Raw genomic sequence first — 23,008 nt, forward strand, 5'->3', positions numbered from 1 at the left:
TAAGATAAAACGAAATATTATGATACGACTCTACTTTCTTCAGGCATTTTACCATTTGCGCGAGAACCCGATCATTACCTGGGTGTCCATATTAGGTACGGCAATGGCAATCTGCATGATTATGGTGCTTGTTATTACTTTCCAGGTGCGACTCGTGGATTGTGAACCTGAAGTGAATCGCTCGCGTACACTTTATGTCCCTTATATGTCTGTAAAGCAAAAAGGAAAATCAGACAATGAGTCCGCCAATGCTTCCATGTCCGTGCGCACTGGGAGAGAGTGTTTCCGTGCATTGAGTATGCCCGAAGCTGTAACTTTAGCCAGTGGTGTCTATAGAGTTCGTGCTTCTGTTCCTTCCGGATCGAAAGCGACAGCGGATATGGTGCAAACCGACGAAGCATTCTGGACAATTTTCAGTTTTCATTTTCTGAGTGGCGCGGCATTTACCAAGGCTGACTGTGATGCCGGATTAACGCGTGCGGTGCTGGATGCTACTACAGCCCGCAAGCTGTTTGGTACTACGGATGCTGTGGGACGTACAGTGCAACTGGATTATGTTGATTATACCGTTGCCGGAGTGGTTGCTGATGTCTCTATGCTTGCTACGGCTGCTTATGCACAGATATGGGTGCCTTATACTGCTGCGGGCGCAGATGCTATGTCTTGGCGAGATGATACGATGGGGCCTATGCATGCCATTATCCTTGCACGCTCGTCTGCGGACTTCGATGCCATTCGTGAGGAAACCGAGCTGCTGCGCAAAAAGTATAATGACGGGTTGCAGGATGTAGAAGTCTTTTATCGCGGTCAGCCTGATACGCAACTGGCTTATCTTTATCGCCGCTGGTATGCAGAACCTGATGTCCCGGGAGTGATGCTGCGCTATGCTATTGTTGTTATCATTCTGCTTCTTGTTCCGGCGGTTAACCTGTCCGGCATGACTCTTTCGCGTATGCGTCGTCGTATGGCTGAAATTGGGGTACGTAAGGCTTTCGGTGCTACGGGCGGTGAATTGATGCGGCAAGTATTTTTCGAGAATCTGGTGTTGACATTGCTGGCAGGTATCGTTGGTTTGGTATTGAGCTACGTTGCTACTTTTGCGCTGAACGGTTTCCTTTTCAGCAATTCGATGAATGCTTCTCTGAGTGGTGAGACTGCACTGACACCGGGGATGTTGCTGTCACCGTGGGCATTTATTGCAGCATTTGCATTCTGTCTCCTGATGAACATACTTTCCGCAGGTATTCCTGCATGGCGTGCTTCCCGGATGAATATTACTGATGCTATTAATCAAAGATAGATATGAAGAACCTGCTGACACAAATAAAGAATGAATGGCGGAGTAACCTTTTTCTGCTCGTGGAATTATTGTTGGTTTTCGCTGTGTTGTGGTATATCGTTGACTGGGTTACGGTTACTGCACGTGTTTATCATACTCCGATGGGGTTCGATACGGAGCACTGCTACAATCTGTCTTTTAATAGCCTGACTCCCAAATCTGCATTGTATAATCCGGATCTTACAGCCGAAGACGATGTGGATGCCCTGCTTGAGATTACTGAACGTTTACGCCACCGTCCCGGTGTGGAGGGTGTTACTGTTTCACAGAATTGTTACCCGTATAATGAAGGGAGTAATGGGGCATATTTCTATTTACAGGATTCTGTCTGCGTCACTGCTTACCAGGTTTGGTCCGATCCGGATTTCTATCGTGTTTTCCGTTACCAGGCTGCTGATGGTGGTGGTCCGGATAAACTAGTTGCTGCTATTTCCGACCAGACTCTGGTTGTCACTTCTAATGTCACCGACAGGTATCCCCAACTGAATATGTCCGATGCCCGTTCTTTGCTGAACAAGGAAGTCTCTTCGTCCTATCCCGACCGTGGTTATCATCGGCGTATTGCCGCCATTGCCGCCCCTGTACGTAGTTCTCATTTTGAAACATCGAGCGAGTGGGGTGGCGCATTTATCGGTCATAATCTGAATAGGGATGCTCTTATCAATGATTTGGGCAATGTACGTTATGTCCAGGTCAGCCTGCGCGTTTCACCCGATGCGGACCATGACTTTGTTGACGCGCTTATGGAGGATGTGGACCGTCTCTATCGGGTAGGTAATGTCTACTTGCTTGATGCGCTTCCTTTCAGTGATATTCGCTATGTCCGAGAGCTTGAGGATGTGAATGAGGTGAAGACGCAACTTTGCATCCTCTTCTTCTTGATGCTGAATATATTTCTGGGTGTCATCGGCACTTTCTGGTTCCGTACACAGCATCGGCGTCGTGAAGTGGCGCTGCGCATGGCGATGGGTTCCAGCCGTCGTGGTGTGTTCTTACGCCTGATGGGTGAGGGGCTGTTGCTATTATCGGCCGCTGCTATTCCTGCTCTGCTGATTGCCTTCAATGTGGGTATTGCCGAGTTGGTGGATATCAGTAAAATGCAGTTCACATTTGAGCGCTTCTTGATTGCTGCTGTGTTTACGTGGTTGTTGATGGCATTGATGATTGTCGTTGGCATCTGGTATCCGGCTTACAAGGCTATGCAGTTACAGCCTGCCGAAGCCTTGCACGATGAGTAGTCTTATATTATAAAACGATATACTTATGATAATCCGACAAGCATTTTCACTTCTACGGCAGAACCCATTTTTCAGTACTGTTTCCATCATTGGAACGGCGGTGAGTATTGCCTTTGTCATGGTGGTCTATATGGTTTACGACATCCAGACTGCCAACATCCGCCCTGAGTCGCACCGCGACCGTATGGTTTATTCCTCTTATGGGTACAGTTATCGCAAGGCTGACCATAGTAATGCAAACACAGGTATGTCTTATCAGGCAGCTTGTCGTATTTTTGCTGATTTGCCCGGTGCTGAACTGGTCACTTATATGAGCTATACTACGATGGAATATTGCGGCGTTTCGCCCGAGAAGGGGCAGCGTTGCCAGAACCGCCGTGTAGATTTGAATTTCTGGCGTTTGTATGATATCCGTTTTGTAGCAGGGCGTCCTTTCGACCAACAGGAGTTTGATGCCTGTGCCGATGTGGTCGTCATTGCCGAGCGTTTGGCTCGTGAAGCCTTCGGTTCGGCGGAAGAGGCATTGGGAAAGAATTATTTTGTGGATTTCTATCCCAAACGCGTAGTAGGTGTCACTGAAGATGTCAGTTCACTGTTTGCCTTTGCTTATGGTGAGGTTTGGTTGCCTTATTATACCCAAGACCCTGCCTGGGGTAGTGAGGGATTGCGCGGTGGATTTGAAGCTATGGTATTGTGTGAGCCCGGTGTTAGTCCTGCGGAGATGAAATTGCAGATAGAAAACTCACTCGACCGATTGAATGCTTCGCTTACTGAATATGAATTAACACTTCCCGACCTGAGTACTTACACCGAACGCCAGTTTTTCCGTGACGACTTCCTGAATCCTATGGTCACTTGCATTATGCTGGGGCTTATCCTGCTTATTGTACCTGCAATCAACGTCAGTGGACTTATTTCTTCACAGATGTCCCGTCGCTTGTCGGAGTTGGCAGTGCGTAAAGCTTATGGTGCCAGTCGCTCTACTCTGGTGTGGCAATTGCTTCTTGAGAATCTGTTGCTGGCATTCATTGGTGCATTGCTGGGCTTCCTGTTATCATGCCTGCTGTTATGGTTGGGGAAGGACTGGATGCTGGCAGGTGGATATACGGAAGGTAACTTTGAAGTCAGTATCTGGCTTTTCCTGCGTCCTGCAGTCTTCCTCACCGTGTTGGGCGTGTGCCTGCTTTTTAATCTGTTGTCCGTATTCATTCCGGCATGGAATGCTACGCATCGACCGATAGCGGAAGTCCTCAGTGGAGAATAAATAAATTGCAAACATGAACTAAAGAGAAATCATTATGATAAAGTCCATTCTGACACAAATTTGGAACCAGCGTCGTGCAAACGGTTGGCTTTTTGCCGAACTCTTAATCGTGTTCGTGTTGTTATGGTATTGCCTCGATATGCTCTATGGCTTTGCTTATGCCGAGCGTCAGCCCAAAGGTTACGATCTGGAACATGTATACAAGCTTCGTCTTTCCACTAATCCTAAGCAACTTGTGCTCTGTTCATCCGAGGATAGTCTGCAACGCTTTTGGTTTAAGCCTATGGAGGAAGCATTTCGACGCATCAAGGAACATCAGGACGTAGAGAGTGCCAGCATCTGGCTTGGTGCTGATGCCTATACCCGAAATACTGTAATTCAGGGATATACCATGGATAGCGTTCATGTGACAATAGCTAACATTCGTTATGTATCTCCTGAATATTTTGATGTAATGCGCATTCCGATACAAGAAGGTGCAGGAATGTTTTCTGCTGGCATGAATGCGTTTGAAAGCACTTCCGGTTCTTCGTTGTCATTTGCTTCAGCCGAGTGGAATCCTGCGATCACTCCATTGCCTGCCGTTATTACAGTAGAACTGGCAGATAGCCTTTTCCACACCGATAGCGGAGTAGTGGGACAAGAGTTTTTTGACTATTATACAGGTAGTAGTCTTCGTTACCGGGTAGCTGCTGTATGCAGTCATCAGAAAACGGATGATTATGCCCGTTATGAACCTTTCATTTTAACTCCGCTTCCAAATTGGTTCTATCGGGGGCAGGCTGTTCCCTCTATTTCTATTCGCGTGCGTCCCGAAGCTGATACGAATGATTTTGCGACCCGCTTTTCTCGTGAAATGACTTCTCGGTTGCAGGTTGCTCCGTTCTATCTGTTTGAAGTCCGCAGTTATGATGAACAGAAAGCGGAGCGTGATGCATCCGAGGGGATTACTCCGTATATCCGCAGTGCACGGCTTATAGCTATATTCTTTAGCTTCAATGTTTTTATCGGGTTGATGGGTACTTTCTGGTTTCGTACCCGTCACCGCCGTAGTGAAATTGCTTTGCGTATGGCGATGGGAAGCAGCCGCTCCCGGATACGTTCCCGATTAGTGGGAGAAGGGTTGCTGTTGCTGGTGTTGGCTGCTATTCCGGCTCTGATTATTTGCGGTAACCTGGTTATGGCGGAAGCTATAATGACAGAACAGGCTGATGCTACCGGACTTCGCTTTGTTGTAGTCTCATTATTCACTTTCTTTCTTATGACTTTGATGGTAATTGCCGGTATCTGGTTCCCTGCTGCACAGGCGATGCGAGTGAAACCGGCGGATGCCTTGCACGACGAATAGTCAGGTTTTCTTCTATATGTGCACCTTTTCTTTTGCATGGGGTAAAAGAAAAGGTGCATTCTGTTCTGTATTTCAATATAATCCGTATATTTGCGTGGAAAATTCATAGCACATTTATTCATAAACAGAAGAAAATCGAGATATGAAGAGACGCTTATTCCTCGTGATGCTGATAGGCCTGTTTCCTTGCATTGTTTTTGCCGGACACCTTTATGCTGCAGAACGTACATACAACGTGCTTTTCATCCAGTCATATAATCATCGTACTCCCTGGAATGGCCGTTTGACGGAAGGAGTGCGTGATGGTCTGTCACGTGGAGGTATAAAAGCGAAAGTTACAACAGAATATCTGGATGCTGATTACTGGACTTTCGCATCTGAGTGTGTCATTATGCGGCGTATTTGTGAACGGGCACGTCAAAAAAATACGGATATTATTATTACAAGCAGTGATGAGGCTTTTTATACATTGATGCATTGTGGAGATTCCCTGCCTTATAAACTGCCGGTTGTGATATCGGGTATCAAATATCCCAATGAAAAGCTGATCTCGAAGTTACCCAATGTTTGTGGGTATACATCCAAGATTGATTTCGTGCACCTACTCGAAAATGCACGTCGTGTATTTCCCAATCGTACAGAAGTTATTTGTGTTTCGGACAGTAGTCTTTTAGGACTTAAAGGTGTTGCTGAACTGGAGCGTATATGGCCCAATTTCCAGCAGCTTCATCCGGAATATAAGATGAAAGTAATGAATGTACAGTCACAGGCTCCTAATCCTGTCATTTCCTCTATTTGTTATGATTATAATGCCTATGACCGCATTGTCATTGCCCCCAAATGGACACCTTTCCTTTCTTTCATCGGAAAAAACTCTAAAGCTCCGGTTTTTGCCGGACAAAGTCTGGCATTGACAAACGGAGTATTCTGTGTGAACGATATGGAACCTTACGAAGGAGCTAATGCGGCTGGAAAGTGCGCTGCACAGGTGTTGCAAGGAGCTATCCCTTCGGTGATAGGGGTCGTTGACCTTCCCGGTAAGCTGCTTTATGACTTCAAACAGTTGGAATTTTTTAGAGTGAATGCGGATAAAGTGAGTGATAGTGGCATTATCATGAATGCACCGCTGATGGAGCGCTACCGTATCTGGTTTGTGCTGTTTTACTCTGTCGTGGTAGGTGCATTGGCCTTTCTTGTAATCTGGCTCTATCGCTTGAACCGTCATGAATCACGTCGCCGTATGCACGCTCAGACACGTTTGCTGATACAGAACCGCTTGGTGGAGCAGCGTGACGAATTTGATAATATCTTCTGTTCTATCCGTGACGGACTGATAACTTATGATACGGATTTCCGTATACATTTTGTTAACCGTGCTTTGATGTTGATGCTTGAACTGGATCCTGATACTCATACGGCACGTTCTTACGAAGGGCAGATGGCGGGTTCCATCTTCCACATTTATTCAAACGGAGAAGACATCCTGCAATCATTACTGAAACAGGTGAGGACAGAGCGTCGTGTAATCCCTATTCCGGAAAAGGCTTTCATGCAGGAAGTCCATAAAGGAACCTATTTTCCTGTTTCCGGTGAAATTGTGCCGATTTACTCCAAGAACAAGATGACAGGTATGGCTATTTGTTGCCGCAATATCTCGGAGGAAGAAATGCATAAGCGCTTCTTCAATCTGGCTGTGGATGCAAGTTCCGTATATCCCTGGCAATATGACATACGTACGCACAGTTTCCATTTCTCAGGTGCATTGCTCGATTACTTCGGGCTTCCCGGCAAGCAGACCATTTTGCGGAAAGAATTGGAGCTTTTTATTCATTCGGATGATTTGGAAGAAGCTCATCGACATTTCACAGCTATTTTCAAAGGCGAGGAAATGGATACCCGGATGAGTTTCCGTATGCGTAGCGGAGAAGGTAAATATGAATGGTGGGAATTCCGTAGTGCTTCTTACAACGGCTTGGATTCCGAGGCACCTTATATGGTATTGGGTGTTTGTCAAAGTATCCAGCGTTATAAGGCTACCGAAGAAGAGTTGATAGCAGCCCGTGACAAAGCTTTGCAGGCTGATACTCTGAAGTCGGCATTCCTTGCCAATATGAGTCATGAAATCCGTACTCCGTTGAATTCTATTGTCGGTTTCTCTGACTTGCTGAAAGACATCGAAGCATTCAGTCCTGAAGAAGTGAAACAGTTTGTGGATACGATCAATACGAACTGTACCTTATTACTGGCACTGATTAATGATATTCTCGATCTGTCCCGTATCGAGTCCGGTTCAATGGACTTCCGTTTTGCCGGATACAACCTCACTTTTGTGATGCAGCAGATCTATGACTCTCAGCGCCTGAGTATGCCTTGTGGTGTGGACTTGGTTATGAAGCTGCCCGAAGGTGAGAGTAAATCGATAGTAACGGATTCTGTCCGTCTGAAACAGGTGATTAATAACTTCATCAACAATGCCAAGAAGTTCACTACTCAGGGAGCTATCACTTTTGGCTATGAGACAGAAGATCCGGGCTACACCGTTTTCTTTGTGGAAGATACCGGAAGCGGCATTTCGGAAGAAAACCAGCGACGCATATTCGAGCGTTTCTATAAAGTGGATAGCTTTACGCAAGGTGCCGGTCTGGGACTAAGTATCTGCCAAACCATTGTAGAGCGTTTCAGAGGGGAGATAAACGTATCTTCTGAATTAGGGAAAGGTACACGCTTTACAGTACGTGTACCCGATTTTAATGAATAATGCGAATCAGTTTCAACCACTGATTCGCATGAATAGTATTATTCAACTCTTTTGCATCCGTTGGCTTGCAGGAATTCATCCAGCAGTATTTCGTAATTCCCCTGTATCAGGATATGGTGGTTTCCCAATGGATTTTTGAGGAAATACTCTGCGGGTGTATCCATTTTAATGCGTACCTGTGTGCGGCACATATTGATGTAGTTAGTATTTTCGGTCAGGGTGCCTGTGCTCAGGTAATACTCGTCCAGACATTCTCCACCGCATTTTACCAGAGTTACGTGTCCTGTAGGCAGGATTCCTTGAATGCCGATGCCCATTTCTGTTTCAAAGTGGCTGCGGATAATGTATTGTTCGGTTTGTGCAATACCCACGGTGCAGTGAGCAAGTACGATTTCGTTGGTGCGTGCATTGATCATGGAAGGATTTGCCATGAAAGAAGCCTTGCCGGTTAGCACTTTTACAGCAAGCTGGGTAAAGATAGATTGCAGATCCCCTTCGCATCCGGCAATGATCCCATCATCGTTCAATAGGGAGAGAGCGAGGCATCCGGTGGTTCCGGTTTGTTCTATCAGTTTGAAGCAGCTTAGAGTGAGTGCGCTCAGTTTTTCTTCTTCCACAATCCGCTTAATGGTACGATACAGGCGCATGGCTTTTATCAGATCCTCCGGTGTTGCTTCGCGGCAGGCAAGCGCTTTACCGGCAAAAGCGGCGCAGGCTTCGCCCACTTCATCATCTGTAATCTGACTGTAATACTCGTAAACGCGTTCCAGTGAAATGTCGGTGTATTCAATTCCCCAGCGACGTTTGGAGAGCAGGTAATCTACATTGCTGGCAACAAGCCAGGAAGAGGGGGAGCCTATTACACCGATACGCGATCCGGAGAGCGCCCGTTGAGCTTTGAAGTTACTATGAAGTACGAAGATGCGTTTGATGATTTCGGGTAGTTCTCCGTGGAGGATTTCACTTTTCATACCCCGGCCACGTAGCCAGGATGAGATTTCGAGAGCGGCAGCCAGTGAGTTTTGCATACCGTCCGCCAGTAAGATTGCAGGGCGGGGCAGAGACTCGAAGTGCTGGATAACCAACCGTTCTACACCGCCGGTAGCAATGAAAAGCAGGCTGAAATCGTCTTTAGTGAGTTTGTTTATGTTTTGATATTCTACAATATTTACAGTGAAATATTTCTCCAGTTCGTTTAATATAAGTTCGTGTGAGCCGAGAATGGATGCTTGTTTATGAAGCAACGATGCAAATGTTATCAGGTTTAATACCATGGCATTGTATATGATTTACGATTTGACACTCAAAGGTACAATTTCTTTTGAATTCATCACTATCTTTTAAGTCATAGCTAGTGTTTTTAAACTTTTTTGCCAATGCTTTCCCGTCATTTCAAATAAAGTGTTACTTTTGCACCTTCGATTGCATATATATGAAAGTGTATCGTCAATCGTTAATATTTATTTGTCAAATTGTAAAAACTTAGACATGCCAGCAATATCTATTCGCGGAACGGAGATGCCCGCGTCTCCTATCAGAAAACTGGCTCCTCTGGCTGACGCAGCCAAGCAAAGGGGAGTGCACGTATTCCACCTGAATATCGGACAACCCGACTTGCCCACACCGCAAGTCGCGATTGATGCAATACGCAATATCGACCGGAAAGTTCTGGAATATAGTCCCAGTGCAGGATATCGCAGTTACCGTGAAAAACTGGTGGGCTATTATGATAAGTTCAACATCAAGCTGACGGCAGATGATATCATCATTACGTCCGGTGGTTCGGAGGCGGTATTGTTCTCCTTCCTGGCGTGCCTTAATCCGGGTGACGAGATTATTGTTCCCGAACCGGCTTATGCTAACTATATGGCGTTTGCCATCTCTGCCGGTGCCAAGATACGCACCATTGCCACTACGATAGAAGAAGGTTTTTCGCTCCCTAAAGTGGAAAAGTTTGAAGAACTGATTAATGAACGCACCAGGGCTATCCTGATCTGTAATCCTAATAATCCTACAGGTTACCTTTATACCCGTCGCGAAATGAACCAGATACGTGACCTTGTGAAGAAGTACGATTTGTTCCTCTTCTCCGATGAGGTGTATCGTGAGTTTATTTATACGGGTTCTCCTTATATCTCTGCCTGTCATCTGGAAGGTATTGAAGACAATGTGGTGCTGATTGACTCCGTATCCAAGCGTTACTCGGAGTGTGGTATCCGTATCGGTGCTTTGATTACGAAGAATGCGGAAATCCGCAGCGCCGTAATGAAGTTCTGCCAGGCACGTCTCAGTCCTCCGCTGATTGGTCAGATTGCTGCCGAGGCTTCTCTGGATGCTGACGAAGATTACTTGCGTGATACGTATGATGAATATGTAGAACGCCGTAAATGCCTGATAGACGGACTGAACCGTATCCCAGGTGTGTATTCGCCTATTCCTATGGGGGCATTCTATACAGTGGCGAAACTTCCGGTGGATGACTCCGATAAGTTCTGTGCCTGGTGCCTTTCCGACTTCGAGTATGAGGGACAAACTGTATTCATGGCGCCAGCTTCCGGCTTCTATACCACTCCCGGTTCCGGTCGGAATGAAGTGCGTATAGCCTATGTGCTGAAGAAGGAAGACCTGACCCGTGCGCTTTTTGTGCTTTCAAAGGCTTTAGAGGAGTATCCGGGAAGAACGGAATAGGTGTTAAGTATTAGGTATTAAGTATTAAGTATTAGGGGGGGAGATGAAGGAGAACTTGTTAAAGGCTAAATCTATGTTGTTGGCTATTCGTATTGTAAACTTGTATAAGTATTTACGGGATGTAAAACAAGAATATGTTATATCCAAACAACTTCTGCGTAGTGGTACCTCTATAGGAGCCAATATTAGTGAAGCTATATATGCGGAATCTTATGCTGATTTTATACATAAATACTCTATATCCCAAAAAGAATGTTCCGAAACAGGCTTTTGGTTAGAATTACTATATAATACAAACTACATGAAGGAGGATGAATTCTGTTCTATTAATGAGGATTGTATAGAAATGCAGAAACTTCTGACCTCCACCCTTCTGTCCCTCAAAAACCACCCCCAAATACCAAATACTTAATACCTAATACTTAATACTTAAAAAATATGACCCTTTCCTTGTTTTTGGCCCGACGTATTTATCGCGACAGCGATGCCGGAAAGCAAGTTTCCCGTCCTGCCGTGCTCATTGCCCTGATAGGTGTTGCTATCGGTCTGGCGGTGATGATTATCACGGTGTCGGTGATTGTTGGGTTCAAGAACGAAGTGCGTGGTAAAGTAATAGGTTTTGGTGCGGACATTCAGATAACGAATTCGGATGCTGCACGTTCCTACGAGACGCGTCCTGTGGTGGTGAATGACAGTGTCATCTCCATTCTATCCGAATATCCTGAGGTGAAGCATGTGCAGCGCTATTCCACCAAACCGGGCATGGTAAAGACTGCCGAGGATTTTCAAGGCATGGTTCTGAAGGGGATAGGACCAGAGTTTGATCCTGCTTTTTTCCGTGAACATCTGGTGGAAGGAGAGTTACCGCAGTTCAGTGATACGGCTTCTTCCAATCGGGTAGTCATTTCTAAGGCACTGGCTACAAAGCTGAGGTTGAAACTTGGAGATAAGATAGATACCTATTATATCCAGGATGATATTCGTGCCCGCCGTTTGCAGATTGTAGGAATTTACCAGACTAACTTCTCGGAATACGATAACCTTTTCCTCCTTACCGATTTATATCTTGTAAACCGCCTCAACAACTGGGAACCGGGGCAAGTGAGCGGTGCAGAATTGCAGGTACGAGATTATGATCGTCTTGAAGAGATCACCTATCAGATTGCTGCCGACCTGGACGGAATGGAGGACCGGTACGGTGAAGACTATTGCGTGCGCAACGTAGAGCAGCTGAATCCCCAGATATTTGCCTGGCTCAGTATTCTGGATGTGAATATCTGGGTAATATTGATACTGATGGCAGGCGTAGCAGGTTTTACCATGGTGTCCGGCTTATTGATTATCATCATCGAACGTACTTCCATGATCGGCATACTGAAGTCTCTTGGCGCCAATAACACCACCATACGCAAGGTATTCCTTTGGCTCTCAGTCTTTCTTATCGGAAAAGGTATGCTATGGGGTAATGCCATCGGACTGGCGTTCTATTTCCTGCAAAAGTGGTTTGGTATCTTCAAACTTGATCCGGAGACGTATTACATGGATACCGTTCCCGTATCCTTCAATATTCTGCTGTTCTTATTGCTGAATATAGGTACTCTGCTGGCATCTGTCTTGATGCTGTTAGGCCCCTCTTTCCTGATTACACGCATCCATCCCGCTAACTCAATGAGATACGAATAGAAATGCCACACCTCAACAAGTGAAATGCCACACTTCGTGGGTGATAAAGTGTGGCATTTGTTCTGTTGAGATGTGGCATTTGGGACGATGAGGTGTGGCATTTGAAATGCTAACTTGCGGTATTGGAAAATAGTCATCTTCTTAGGAAATCACTTCTCTTTCTGAACAAGCAATGAAACTTCCAGCGGAGTGATTGCATGGGCTGTAGAATGTCAAATACCGGAAGCGTAAAGATGTAACGTCGTTTCTCTCCGAGATCCTTTGCCGTCTTATTGATAATCAGCGCTTGCAAGGTGTATCGCAAGGCGAACAACAGAAATGCAATGCCGGCTGCCAACCAGTGAAAATTCAGTATCCCGATCACCAGAACGGCTATCCACGCTACATGAAACAGTAACCGTGTAGTAGTTTCAAAGCCCGATAAATAGCGTTGGATACCCCGGTAGAAATGTGCTGTACCCATATAGCTGATTTTCTCTTCCCGCCAGTCCTTGGCACGGTAAACGGGTTGTACACGTACCACTGCATTGGCATCGGTCTCTATTCTCGTGTTCTCGGCCGTAGCTGTCTTATTGATGAATAAGTCATCATCTCCGCGTTGCAGGTTCAGGTGTGCTGAAAAACCTTTCTGGGCATAGAATAACTCTTTCCGGTATGCCATGTTGCGTCCGATACCCATATAAGGCTTTCCCGCCAATGCATAGCCCAGATAACGCATGGAAGTAAACAGATTATCAAAAGATACCCGTTTGTGCAGCCAGCCTTTTCCACGTTCGTATCCGCTGTATCCCAGTACGATTTGTGCACGGGAGGTAAAGTTACGTGCCATAGTGCGCAGCCATTGGTTGCTTTCGGGCAGACAGTTTGCATCGGTAAACACAAGCCAGTCATATTTGCTTGCCTTTATTCCGAGAGTGATGGCCAGTTTCTTGCGGCTGATGTAGCGTGAAGAACTGGGAACGAAGCTATGATACAGGTTCGGGTACTTTTCCCCTTGCAGAGTCAGGTAATCTTCGCTTTCATCCGTGTTGCCATCATTGATGACGATCACTTCGAATTGCGGGTAATCCTGTTCCAGCACAGCTGGCAGATTACGGCGCAGATTTTCCACTTCCTCGCGGGCATAGATGATGACCGATAAAGGAGGCAACTCCTGTGAAAAATGTATGTCACTTCGCTTTACGGCACGGCTACGGGCATGTATACGATTATAAAGACAAAAGTAATAAAGGAGTTGAATCAGGAAAAGGATACCGACAGCGGCAAGTAATGCTTGTTCTGTAGTATTGAATGTTAATGCTTCCATGTGGTCGTATGACGTTTTTTGTGTTGCAAATGTACACAAAAAATATGATTATACGACAGGTACCACCACAAACTTGCTTTCCGGGAAATACTTATCCAGATACCGGTGGATATACTGCATCGTATCTTCTTGTATTGTAGTATCTTCTACAGTAGGATAGAGATTATACAGCACCGTATCCAGTTGTATTCCTCTGCTTCGGATTACCTCGAAGCTGAGCAATGTATGGTTGATACTTCCCAGCTTGCCGGAAGTTACGAATATCAATGGATATTGTTTTTCTGCAATGTAATCAATCGTCAGGTAATCCTCGGTAAGCGGAACCATTAACCCGCCTGCACCTTCCACGAGCACCACATCGTAGCGTCGGGCAAGTTCTTGCGTGGCACGTTCTATTTTTCCGAAGTCAATCGGACGGTTGTCGATACGTGCAGCCAGATGAGGAGAGCAGGGATAAGAGAATATCTCAGGCATGGTCAACCTCTCACGGTCTTCCTCCATCATGCCGATGCCCATGAGACGGCGGTGCAGGTCTATATCCTCGGAATAGCCGACATTACCTGTCTGGATAAATTTCTGCGTGATAACACGTTTACCGCTGCCAATCAGTTGACAGGCATAATAAGCTGTACAATAAGATTTTCCGGCATCCGTATCGATACCGCTGATAAAATACACATTCTTTTCCATATCCTTTAATACTTAACCCTTAATACTTTTTCTTCGTGTAACAATATAAATAGGATGATACGTCAGAGTGACGTTTCCGTCCTCCCGTCTGAACTGTCCGGTATAACTGTTGCAGAAAGTCTGTAACCGTCCCCGTGTCCATACTTTCTTTTCCGTTCCTGTCACTCCGGTTTCCTTCAGATGTTGTAACACCTGGAGTGGGGTGCTGAAGGGGAGGGAGACTATTTCCTCTTCAGCATACACAGTCTCAAAATGAGGAGCAAGGAGTTCTTTCAGCGCTTCTATGGGCAGATAATCAAGTCCATGTCCTGTGAGTGTGCGGATTTCGCGCATATTTTCAGCACCGAAGGTACTGAAAGCCAGATAACCGTCTTCCGATAGGAAACGATGACAGCGGGCGAAGAACTCCTCCGGGTCATTGAACCATTGCAAGGTAGAGCAGGAAGTGATTAAATCCGTCTTTTCGGGGAAGTCCAGCGCCTCAGCATCTCCGGGAATGAACTGCACAGTATCTTGTAGAAGCAAATCGGCGAGACACTCTTTCATCTCCGGACATAGATCGTTCAGCAGCAGGCTTTCCGGTTGCAACTTGTGCAGCAATAACCTGGAATAGCTGCCGGTACCACATCCGAACTCCACGATACGGCGAAAGAGCGGAGAAGCGTGCTCCGTCAGCAGTTGCAGCATTTTCTCGGCTACCTGTTGCTGTACGCGGGCTTCGCGCGAGTAAGTATCCCGTGCACGGGCAAATCGTTCCGCGATCAGTCTTTTGTCCATATTTCCTGCAAATAGTATCGGAACAGTTCTACTTGATAATGGGCATCTTCCGTGTAGTGCACCCGTAAGGTTTTCCGGCTGATTTCCGCTTCTTTTCGCCAGGCGTTCAGCTGATTATCGGGAGGAATGATGCGGTCGTTGTTTCCCACTACCGCCTGTTGCCAATAGAATGAGGCGGCGGGCAGCGAGAGATACATACGTTCTATTTCCGCCAGTTCCTCTTTCAGTTCCTCCAGCGGTCGTCTGGGCGTAATGTTCAGGAACTCTTTGAAAGCCTCCCCGTTGAAGCACATTCTTCTCAGAAACTTATGTAGGGAAGGGCCGGTCAAACCTTCCAGGGTTCCGTGATAGATTGCAGTCGGAATACCGCATGTATCATCAATAGGATAGGGGGTTCCATTGATAGCTATACTGTTTTTGATGACGAGAGCTGTATCCGTTTCCTGCAATTTACCCATTACCTGAGTTGCCGCCCATACTCCCATTGACCACCCGATAATGTTGATCTCGCGATATTCTTTCAGCAAGGAAGCATCAAACTCCAGTGTCCGGTAATCGTAGCAGAGCATGTAGTCACTGTCCGCAGGCTGATAATCCTTGAACGGTGTTTCGTCGGCTCCCCATCCGGCAAAGAATAGTAATAGCCGGGGATGCCTGTCTTTTATGATATAAACTTGTTTCATAATTCTGTATGTTTTTTCTAAGGTACGCGGACGACACGGATAAAACGGACGAACGCAGAAAAATAAATCCGTGTAATCAGCGTCATCTGCGGATGAAAAATTAAAAATCCGCGTTCGTCCGTTTCATCCGCGTCATCCGCGTACCTGTATTATTATTAGCCAATATATTTTATTAATTCCATGACTTCCCCTTCCCTTATTTCCGCCGTCAGCGAAAAGCGGATGCGCGATGTCCCCTCCGGAACCGTAGGTGGTCGTATAGGCAAGGCATAAAAGCCATGCCGTTGCAACTCCTCGGCCTTCAGAATAGTCTCTGAACTTTCCCCTACAATCATAGGCACTATGTAACTGGCACTCGGACACTCATATCCCTTCTCTTTCAGAGCTTTGCGAAGAATATTGCTGATATTTTCCAAATGTATTCTTCGCTCCCTAAAATCGCCCAATCGGCGGACGATAAACAAAGTCCATGCGATATTTATCGGAGGAAGAGCCGTTGTAAAAATAAGTGTTCGCATTCTGTTCACCAGATACTCCCGAATGGTGCGTCGGCAAACGATGTATGCTCCGGTTGATGCGGCTGCTTTGCCAAAAGTGCCTACCAAAAAATCAATCTCCTGGATGCATCCGGTTTCTTCGGCGCAGCCCAGTCCTTGTTCGCCTCGTGCTCCGAAAGCGTGCGCTTCGTCCACGTAGAGCAATACATTTTCATACATCTGTTTCAGCCGTACCAGTTCTTTCAGATCGGCAGTATCTCCGTCCATGCTGAAAATACTTTCGGTGACGACAATCACCTGTCTGTATGCCGCATGATTTTCGGCGAGCAACCGTTCCAATTGTTTCAGGTCATTGTGCCGGTAGCGGATACATTTGGCTGACGAAAGCCGGATGCCGTCGATCAGGCTTGCGTGTACCAACTTATCCGCCAATATCAGTGTTTGCGTATCGCTCACGGCGGGCAGGATACCCGTATTGGCATGATAACCGCTGTTGAACACCAGTGCCGCTTCCGTTCCGAACAGTTGTGCAAGCGTCTGTTCCAGTTCCGCGTAGACGGTGAAGTTACCGGTCAGCAGGCGTGATGAGGAAGAGGTGGGTAGAAAACTGTCGGCTGTCAGTTCTTGCAGAAACTCTTCCCGCAAGGTGCGGTCGGCAGCCAGCCCCAAGTAATCATTTGAAGAAAGATTCAGCATACGCTGTCCGCCTGCGATAACCTCCCGTCCTTCATGGATTAGGGCGGGCAGGGTTCGCAGGTTGCTGCACTCTTTCAGTCCTTGCAGCTCTTGCTGCATTTGATCTGTTACATTCATCCCATTTCTCCTATAATCTTCAATAATCCGCTTGTCAGCTTTGTCAACTGCTCCGGCTCTATGATGAACGGTGGCATAATGTAAACCAGCTTGCCGAAGGGGCGCACCCAAATTCCTTCTTCCACGAATCGTTTTTGCATCCACGCCATGTCTACCGGGTCTTGTACTTCAATCACACCAATGGCGCCCAACACCCTCACATCTGCCACCTGTGGAAGTGCCAGCGCAGGTTCCAGTTCACGCCACAACTGTTCTTCAATGCGGCTCACTTTTCCCTGCCAATCGTATTCGGGTGACGTCAGCAGGCGTATGGAGGCGCATGCCACTGCACATGCCAGCGGATTTCCCATAAATGTGGGGCCGTGCATGAAAGCTCCCGGTGCATGATTGGAAATTGAATCCGCCACTTCGTTTGTGGTCAGCACGGCGGACAGTGTCATGTATCCGCCCGTCAGCGCTTTGCCTATGCACATGATGTCCGGTTCCACGCCTGCATATTCCCAGGCAAACATCTTGCCTGTGCGCCCGAATCCGGTGGCTATCTCGTCAAAGATCAGCAGAATGTCATATTCCTTGCATATTCTGGCGGCTTCACGCAAGAATTGCGGATGATAGAACCACATGCCGCCGGCACCCTGAACGATGGGTTCCAGAATCAGTGCAGCCAATTCCTCGTGATGCTTTTCCACAATGTCCAGCAGTTCCAGTGCGTCGTCAGCATCCCAGTCGCCATCAAAGCGCGATTGCGGACGTGAAGTGAAATACCGCACCGGCAATGCTGAGCCGAACAGGGAGTGCATTCCGGTCACCGGATCGCATACGGACATTGCGTTCCAGGTATCTCCGTGATACCCGCGACGGATGGTTACGAAATTACTTTTCTTTGCCAGATGCGCCCGTCCAGGAGCCGACTGACTCTTGGCATACCAATACTGTACAGCCATTTTCATGGCTACTTCCACAGCTACCGAACCGGAGTCGGCATAAAATATCTTTTGCATGGATGGCGGCACCAGTGGCAACAGCAGTTTGCCCAGTTCTATCGCCGGATCATGCGTCAGTCCGCCGAACATGACGTGTGACATCTTTTCCGTCTGTTCCCGGAGAGCCCGGTTCAGCACCGGATTGTTGTATCCGTGCACCATGCACCACCAGGACGACATACCTTCTATGAGCACCTGTCCGTTTTCCAGTGTGATGGTTGCCCCGTCTCCCCGTTTCACCTTATACACCGGTAAGGGGTTGGTGGTAGATGTGTAAGGATGCCATAAATGTTCCCTGTCGAATTGTGAATCGCTGAAGCGGTAGCCTGCATCTTCTATCAGTGCTTTGTCTTCTGAGACTTTCGATCCGAGGGTCGTGAGTAAATCTCCCACGATGGCGGAGTTCACACCTATGTACAAGGATTTTTTCACGGCTTCCTTTGTCAGTTGAGAGCGTCCGCCTGCAAAACGCAGGTAGGCTGTGGGGTTAATGAAGCGGAACAGGGCGATGGTGGTCAGCACTTCTTCCTCGGTCAGCCGGGTTTGGCTTTCCAACGGTGTTCCCGGAATGGGCTGCAACAGGTTCAGCGGGATAGAGGGCACTTCCAGATCTCTCAGTGTAAAAGCGAATTCAATCCGCTGTCCGGCTGTTTCGCCCATGCCGATGATGCCGCCGCAACAAATATCCATTCCTACGCGACGGGCGGCTGCCAGGGTTTGTAGTTTTTCTTCCTGTGTGTGCGTGCTGCACAGGGTGGGGAAGTGGCTTGGGGCGGTTTCCAGGTTGCAGTGGTAGCGCGTCACGCCTGCTGTATGCAAGGCACGCAGTTCGTCTTCATTTAGCAGTCCCAGCGAAGCGCAGAGTTGGATGGAGCTTTTCCGTCTCATATATCGGGCTGCTTCACACAGCTTCTCCATGTTTTTCCCCGAAGGCTTCCGCCCGCTGGTCACCAATGAGAAGCGGGCTACGCCTTGTGATTCGTTGTGCAGTGCATGGCGCAGACACTCGTCCTTATCCACCAGATCGTAAACATCCGCTTTCGTCTTATAGTGTGATGATTGTGCGCACCATTTGCAGTTTTCGGGGCAGCGGCCGGACTTTGCATTGATGATGGAGCACATATCGAACTCCTGCGATGCCCGTGCGGCGGTGATCTCGTGTGCCGCTTCATAGAGGGCTTCCTTATCCGGCTGTGTGGCCAGCCATTCCGCTTCTGCCTGTGTGATAGGGACATCTTGTAGTACTTTGTTTTTCAATTCTTCTACTGTCATATTCTTACGTTGTTTTTATGAGCATACAAAATACATGTGACGCGAATCGTGCAAATCTGAAAACAGCATTTGCATGATTCGCGTCACATGTGTTCCACTCTTTTTTATAATGGTGTTTATATTCAACCCCTGTCTTGTTCTGAAATAGGGGGTATTTACATATTTTTTCCCTTTAGGACCGATTGTAACCGGGCACAAAACAGGCGTCAATCCTCTGAAACCGAAGATTTCGAGCTTTGTTAATCCGTTCTCGCTTCCCAACGGTATGCCTATGTCAGTTTCCTGTCCTTTATCGTTGTCTGTATCTTCCAGACTTTGCCTGCCGCTTTTGCAGCCGGCTGATGTTCCGGACTTTTGTTTGGAGAGCGAAGAGTCCGCCACACTTTTGGGCAGGCAACCGATAGTGACGCAACGTCCCAGGCTGGCAAATGCAGCATAGGCTTTCCGGCTCCATTTCCTGAAGCGCAGGGTCGTTCTATTGAGTTGTCTTTTCCTCATGGTGTTTCTGGATCGGTTCAATGCCGTTTTTCGGTATTATTCTTGTTAATCGGCTGCAAATGTAACAAAAATATTTTTCTCTTTATAACGATTGAAGGCCTATGATCGCATGAATAAAAAATAGTTTCCCCATGTTTCTGTTTCCTTGCTATTCAGCAATGCGCTGACAACCGGACACAACGATGTGCATATAAGTACCGCCTTCCATCTGGCCGAACTGTGCGGCATAAAAGATCAAGCCGAAATTCCATCCGACGTTGGTACACTTGGTACAGCCCTTCTTTCGTCTCACACACACGCGCGTAATATATAAGGTGGACGCTCAAGAGGAAAATGTGGCAAATGACAGTAATCCGCTGTCATGGGCGGAGCTTTCACGCTTCGCCTCACCGACGAGCAGAAGAAGGAATTCAAGCCCTATGGGATCTCGCCATTACCTTCGCTTCCATTTGGCTGAAGCACTTGCGGAAATACGGTCTGTTGGAAAGCGCAGATGGAAATGGAACTTATACAAAATCGGATAAGCGGTGAGGAATGATCGGTGGTGGGGGCTGAGTGGTGGGGATTCACACCTTATTATACGCGCACGTGTGTGTGGGGAAAAGGAGCCGGTGAACCTCTGTACCAAGTGTACCAACCTCACCATTACAAAACCATACCTCAACTCCGCAAAAATGAATCTCAACTTTACCTCGCTAAACCTCAGCTCTGCAACGCTAAACCTCAGCTTTAGGTTCTCAAATCTTAGCTTTATACCTCCAATCCTGAGCTTTAAGGTTCTCCCAGTGCTTTTCCCCGCCTCTGTCTACGCGCACATGTTACGCGCACGTATATATAATGTATCCCCTTCCACCCCCTTTCATACTTCCTTTTAAATTTATGTTCTACAACATCCTTATCAATCAGTCAGTTACAAAAATGTTTTAGAAATATGGTGAAAAAGTGATAGATATATTTGGATTGAATCGTAATATGCCCTACTTTTGCATCCGCTTTCCGAGAGACGGTAAGCCTTGAAATTGACATTCTGACAGAAACGGCGTAGGAACTCCAACGTTTTTCTTTTCTTTTGCCTTAATTCCGACCAAGAATACAGCATTCTAAAAGAAAAAAGAAAAAAAACTTCCGGAAACATTTGGAAGTAATGCTTAAAAGTTCTTACCTTTGCACCCGCTTTCCGAACGAAGGCAATCGATAATTGACTTGCTGATTAAGAAACCGGTGTTGCTAAGAACTCCTTTCTCTTTCCTCTTTTATCTCCCTTTCGCAAAGAGAGACGACGAGAAAAAGAAAAAAAAGAAAAAAAACTTCTGAAATTATTTGGAAGATATACTTGAAAGTTCTTACCTTTGCATCCGCTTTCTGAAAAGAAAAGCAGTTTTAAAAAGAAGCGATCTTTGAAGAATTTACATAAACAATACAAGTAGTACAAGAGCAGAATGCTACAGTGGTTAGTAATGAATAATTAATAACCGAACGTACATTCTGGGTATAAAAAAAGAACCGTCAAGTAACTTATATATATAGGTAATTTGAAAACTTTTAATAAACCGAGCGTCCTGAACAGAGCAAAATCACTAGTATTCATACTAGTAATAACAATACTTTTACAATGAAGAGTTTGATCCTGGCTCAGGATGAACGCTAGCTACAGGCTTAACACATGCAAGTCGAGGGGCAGCATGACCTAGCAATAGGTTGATGGCGACCGGCGCACGGGTGAGTAACACGTATCCAACCTACCGGTTATTCCGGGATAGCCTTTCGAAAGAAAGATTAATACCGGATAGCATAACGAGAAGGCATCTTCTTGTTATTAAAGAATTTCGATAACCGATGGGGATGCGTTCCATTAGTTTGTTGGCGGGGTAACGGCCCACCAAGACATCGATGGATAGGGGTTCTGAGAGGAAGGTCCCCCACATTGGAACTGAGACACGGTCCAAACTCCTACGGGAGGCAGCAGTGAGGAATATTGGTCAATGGACGAGAGTCTGAACCAGCCAAGTAGCGTGAAGGATGACTGCCCTATGGGTTGTAAACTTCTTTTATATGGGAATAAAGTGCAGTATGTATACTGTTTTGTATGTACCATACGAATAAGGATCGGCTAACTCCGTGCCAGCAGCCGCGGTAATACGGAGGATCCGAGCGTTATCCGGATTTATTGGGTTTAAAGGGAGCGTAGGCGGACTATTAAGTCAGCTGTGAAAGTTTGCGGCTCAACCGTAAAATTGCAGTTGATACTGGTCGTCTTGAGTGCAGTAGAGGTAGGCGGAATTCGTGGTGTAGCGGTGAAATGCTTAGATATCACGAAGAACTCCGATTGCGAAGGCAGCTTACTGGACTGTAACTGACGCTGATGCTCGAAAGTGTGGGTATCAAACAGGATTAGATACCCTGGTAGTCCACACAGTAAACGATGAATACTCGCTGTTTGCGATATACAGCAAGCGGCCAAGCGAAAGCATTAAGTATTCCACCTGGGGAGTACGCCGGCAACGGTGAAACTCAAAGGAATTGACGGGGGCCCGCACAAGCGGAGGAACATGTGGTTTAATTCGATGATACGCGAGGAACCTTACCCGGGCTTAAATTGCAACTGAATATAGTGGAAACATTATAGCCGCAAGGCAGTTGTGAAGGTGCTGCATGGTTGTCGTCAGCTCGTGCCGTGAGGTGTCGGCTTAAGTGCCATAACGAGCGCAACCCTTATCTTTAGTTACTAACAGGTTATGCTGAGGACTCTAGAGAGACTGCCGTCGTAAGATGTGAGGAAGGTGGGGATGACGTCAAATCAGCACGGCCCTTACGTCCGGGGCTACACACGTGTTACAATGGGGGGTACAGAAGGCAGCTACACAGCGATGTGATGCTAATCCCAAAAGCCTCTCTCAGTTCGGATTGGAGTCTGCAACCCGACTCCATGAAGCTGGATTCGCTAGTAATCGCGCATCAGCCACGGCGCGGTGAATACGTTCCCGGGCCTTGTACACACCGCCCGTCAAGCCATGAAAGCCGGGGGTACCTGAAGTCCGTAACCGTAAGGAGCGGCCTAGGGTAAAACTGGTAATTGGGGCTAAGTCGTAACAAGGTAGCCGTACCGGAAGGTGCGGCTGGAACACCTCCTTTCTGGAGCGACGCTCACGAAGATTAGAAGTCGGTTCTTTT

The 23,008-nt window shown here is 46.9% G+C and carries 18 protein-coding genes and 1 rRNA gene; 10 read left to right on the forward strand and 9 right to left on the reverse strand.

Translation table 11 applies throughout. The annotated features are described in order from the left end of the window. Nucleotides 1-19 precede the first annotated feature (19 nt). The 5 genes from K6V21_RS17990 (at nucleotide 20) to K6V21_RS18010 (ending at nucleotide 7,947) form a co-directional block, all read left to right on the forward strand. On the forward strand, nucleotides 20-1,300 hold the full coding sequence (locus K6V21_RS17990) for an ABC transporter permease (RefSeq protein ID WP_217714500.1): 1,281 nt from the start codon (nucleotides 20-22) through the stop codon (nucleotides 1,298-1,300). Between the two features lie 2 nt (nucleotides 1,301-1,302). Beyond that, nucleotides 1,303-2,577: an ABC transporter permease gene (locus K6V21_RS17995; protein WP_224319430.1), complete on the forward strand. Its 1,275-nt coding sequence runs from the start codon at nucleotides 1,303-1,305 to the stop codon at nucleotides 2,575-2,577. A 25-nt stretch (nucleotides 2,578-2,602) separates the two neighbouring features. Continuing rightward, a complete protein-coding gene (locus K6V21_RS18000) occupies nucleotides 2,603-3,841 on the forward strand; it encodes an ABC transporter permease (protein WP_217714498.1) in 1,239 nt (412 codons plus the stop codon). Between the two features lie 34 nt (nucleotides 3,842-3,875). Continuing rightward, complete coding sequence (locus tag K6V21_RS18005) at nucleotides 3,876-5,189, forward strand: FtsX-like permease family protein (RefSeq protein ID WP_224319431.1); 1,314 nt, start codon at nucleotides 3,876-3,878, stop codon at nucleotides 5,187-5,189. A 142-nt stretch (nucleotides 5,190-5,331) separates the two neighbouring features. After that, nucleotides 5,332-7,947, forward strand: coding sequence for a PAS domain-containing sensor histidine kinase (locus tag K6V21_RS18010; protein WP_224319432.1), 2,616 nt, complete (start codon nucleotides 5,332-5,334; stop codon nucleotides 7,945-7,947). Between the two features lie 38 nt (nucleotides 7,948-7,985). On the opposite strand, the gene K6V21_RS18015 is transcribed toward K6V21_RS18010, so the two are convergent. Further along, the gene (locus tag K6V21_RS18015) at nucleotides 7,986-9,221 is read right to left on the reverse strand and encodes a fucose isomerase (RefSeq protein WP_217714495.1); all 1,236 of its coding nucleotides are present in this window, start codon (nucleotides 9,219-9,221) and stop codon (nucleotides 7,986-7,988) included. A gap of 214 nt (nucleotides 9,222-9,435) precedes the next feature. On the opposite strand from K6V21_RS18015, the gene K6V21_RS18020 reads away from it, so the two are divergent. From K6V21_RS18020 to K6V21_RS18030, 3 genes are all read left to right on the forward strand, one after another. Continuing rightward, entirely contained in the window at nucleotides 9,436-10,635 is a 1,200-nt protein-coding gene (locus tag K6V21_RS18020) for a pyridoxal phosphate-dependent aminotransferase (protein ID WP_217714494.1), read from the forward strand. A 73-nt stretch (nucleotides 10,636-10,708) separates the two neighbouring features. Further along, entirely contained in the window at nucleotides 10,709-11,047 is a 339-nt protein-coding gene (locus K6V21_RS18025; RefSeq protein ID WP_309493907.1) for a four helix bundle protein, read from the forward strand. A gap of 26 nt (nucleotides 11,048-11,073) precedes the next feature. Then, the gene (locus K6V21_RS18030) at nucleotides 11,074-12,318 is read left to right on the forward strand and encodes an ABC transporter permease (RefSeq protein WP_224319433.1); all 1,245 of its coding nucleotides are present in this window, start codon (nucleotides 11,074-11,076) and stop codon (nucleotides 12,316-12,318) included. A 133-nt stretch (nucleotides 12,319-12,451) separates the two neighbouring features. Here K6V21_RS18030 and K6V21_RS18035 read toward each other — a convergent pair whose 3' ends face one another. The 8 genes from K6V21_RS18035 to K6V21_RS18070 form a co-directional block, all read right to left on the reverse strand. After that, the gene (locus K6V21_RS18035; protein ID WP_217714491.1) at nucleotides 12,452-13,624 is read right to left on the reverse strand and encodes a glycosyltransferase; all 1,173 of its coding nucleotides are present in this window, start codon (nucleotides 13,622-13,624) and stop codon (nucleotides 12,452-12,454) included. Nucleotides 13,625-13,672: 48 nt separating this feature from the next. After that, nucleotides 13,673-14,314, reverse strand: a complete 642-nt coding sequence (gene bioD / locus K6V21_RS18040) for a dethiobiotin synthase (RefSeq protein ID WP_224319434.1) — start codon at nucleotides 14,312-14,314, stop codon at nucleotides 13,673-13,675. A 12-nt stretch (nucleotides 14,315-14,326) separates the two neighbouring features. Further along, nucleotides 14,327-15,091, reverse strand: a complete 765-nt coding sequence (bioC, locus tag K6V21_RS18045; RefSeq protein WP_217714489.1) for a malonyl-ACP O-methyltransferase BioC — start codon at nucleotides 15,089-15,091, stop codon at nucleotides 14,327-14,329. Further along, entirely contained in the window at nucleotides 15,076-15,774 is a 699-nt protein-coding gene (locus tag K6V21_RS18050) for a pimeloyl-ACP methyl esterase BioG family protein (protein WP_224319435.1), read from the reverse strand. Before K6V21_RS18050 ends, bioC begins: the two co-directional genes overlap by 16 nt. 155 nt (nucleotides 15,775-15,929) lie before the next feature. Beyond that, a complete protein-coding gene (locus tag K6V21_RS18055) occupies nucleotides 15,930-17,084 on the reverse strand; it encodes an 8-amino-7-oxononanoate synthase (protein ID WP_224319436.1) in 1,155 nt (384 codons plus the stop codon). Further along, the gene (bioA, locus tag K6V21_RS18060) at nucleotides 17,081-19,339 is read right to left on the reverse strand and encodes an adenosylmethionine--8-amino-7-oxononanoate transaminase (RefSeq protein WP_224319437.1); all 2,259 of its coding nucleotides are present in this window, start codon (nucleotides 19,337-19,339) and stop codon (nucleotides 17,081-17,083) included. Before bioA ends, K6V21_RS18055 begins: the two co-directional genes overlap by 4 nt. A gap of 15 nt (nucleotides 19,340-19,354) precedes the next feature. Continuing rightward, nucleotides 19,355-19,837, reverse strand: a complete 483-nt coding sequence (locus K6V21_RS18065) for a hypothetical protein (protein WP_224319438.1) — start codon at nucleotides 19,835-19,837, stop codon at nucleotides 19,355-19,357. A 148-nt stretch (nucleotides 19,838-19,985) separates the two neighbouring features. After that, nucleotides 19,986-20,129 carry a hypothetical protein gene (locus K6V21_RS18070; RefSeq protein WP_224319439.1) on the reverse strand — a complete coding sequence of 48 codons (144 nt, stop codon included), beginning with the start codon at nucleotides 20,127-20,129 and terminating at the stop codon, nucleotides 19,986-19,988. 50 nt (nucleotides 20,130-20,179) lie between these two features. Between K6V21_RS18070 and K6V21_RS18075 the strand changes: the two genes are divergently transcribed. Beyond that, nucleotides 20,180-20,368 (forward strand): hypothetical protein, encoded by a 189-nt coding sequence (locus K6V21_RS18075; RefSeq protein ID WP_224319440.1) that lies wholly within the window; start codon nucleotides 20,180-20,182, stop codon nucleotides 20,366-20,368. 1,078 nt (nucleotides 20,369-21,446) lie between these two features. Further along, nucleotides 21,447-22,969, forward strand: a 16S ribosomal RNA gene (locus K6V21_RS18080). The last annotated feature ends 39 nt before the right edge of the window (nucleotides 22,970-23,008 follow it).

This window comes from Bacteroides cellulosilyticus, from assembly GCF_020091405.1.
Classification (GTDB): domain Bacteria; phylum Bacteroidota; class Bacteroidia; order Bacteroidales; family Bacteroidaceae; genus Bacteroides.

Excerpts from the sequence above, each read along its gene's own strand:
- K6V21_RS18030 (WP_224319433.1), top strand. The coding sequence starts at position 11,074 with ATGACCCTTTCCTTGTTTTTGGCCCGACGTATTTATCGCGACAGCGAT.
- K6V21_RS18020 (WP_217714494.1), top strand. The coding sequence starts at position 9,436 with ATGCCAGCAATATCTATTCGCGGAACGGAGATGCCCGCGTCTCCTATC.
- K6V21_RS18005 (WP_224319431.1), top strand. The coding sequence starts at position 3,876 with ATGATAAAGTCCATTCTGACACAAATTTGGAACCAGCGTCGTGCAAAC.
- bioD (WP_224319434.1), bottom strand. The coding sequence starts at position 14,314 with ATGGAAAAGAATGTGTATTTTATCAGCGGTATCGATACGGATGCCGGA.
- K6V21_RS18015 (WP_217714495.1), bottom strand. The coding sequence starts at position 9,221 with ATGGTATTAAACCTGATAACATTTGCATCGTTGCTTCATAAACAAGCA.
- K6V21_RS18050 (WP_224319435.1), bottom strand. The coding sequence starts at position 15,774 with ATGAAACAAGTTTATATCATAAAAGACAGGCATCCCCGGCTATTACTA.
- K6V21_RS18025 (WP_309493907.1), top strand. The coding sequence starts at position 10,709 with ATGTTGTTGGCTATTCGTATTGTAAACTTGTATAAGTATTTACGGGAT.
- K6V21_RS18065 (WP_224319438.1), bottom strand. The coding sequence starts at position 19,837 with ATGAGGAAAAGACAACTCAATAGAACGACCCTGCGCTTCAGGAAATGG.
- K6V21_RS18000 (WP_217714498.1), top strand. The coding sequence starts at position 2,603 with ATGATAATCCGACAAGCATTTTCACTTCTACGGCAGAACCCATTTTTC.
- bioC (WP_217714489.1), bottom strand. The coding sequence starts at position 15,091 with ATGGACAAAAGACTGATCGCGGAACGATTTGCCCGTGCACGGGATACT.
- K6V21_RS18055 (WP_224319436.1), bottom strand. The coding sequence starts at position 17,084 with ATGAATGTAACAGATCAAATGCAGCAAGAGCTGCAAGGACTGAAAGAG.
- K6V21_RS18075 (WP_224319440.1), top strand. The coding sequence starts at position 20,180 with ATGACAGTAATCCGCTGTCATGGGCGGAGCTTTCACGCTTCGCCTCAC.
- K6V21_RS17990 (WP_217714500.1), top strand. The coding sequence starts at position 20 with ATGATACGACTCTACTTTCTTCAGGCATTTTACCATTTGCGCGAGAAC.
- K6V21_RS18035 (WP_217714491.1), bottom strand. The coding sequence starts at position 13,624 with ATGGAAGCATTAACATTCAATACTACAGAACAAGCATTACTTGCCGCT.
- K6V21_RS17995 (WP_224319430.1), top strand. The coding sequence starts at position 1,303 with ATGAAGAACCTGCTGACACAAATAAAGAATGAATGGCGGAGTAACCTT.
- K6V21_RS18010 (WP_224319432.1), top strand. The coding sequence starts at position 5,332 with ATGAAGAGACGCTTATTCCTCGTGATGCTGATAGGCCTGTTTCCTTGC.
- bioA (WP_224319437.1), bottom strand. The coding sequence starts at position 19,339 with ATGACAGTAGAAGAATTGAAAAACAAAGTACTACAAGATGTCCCTATC.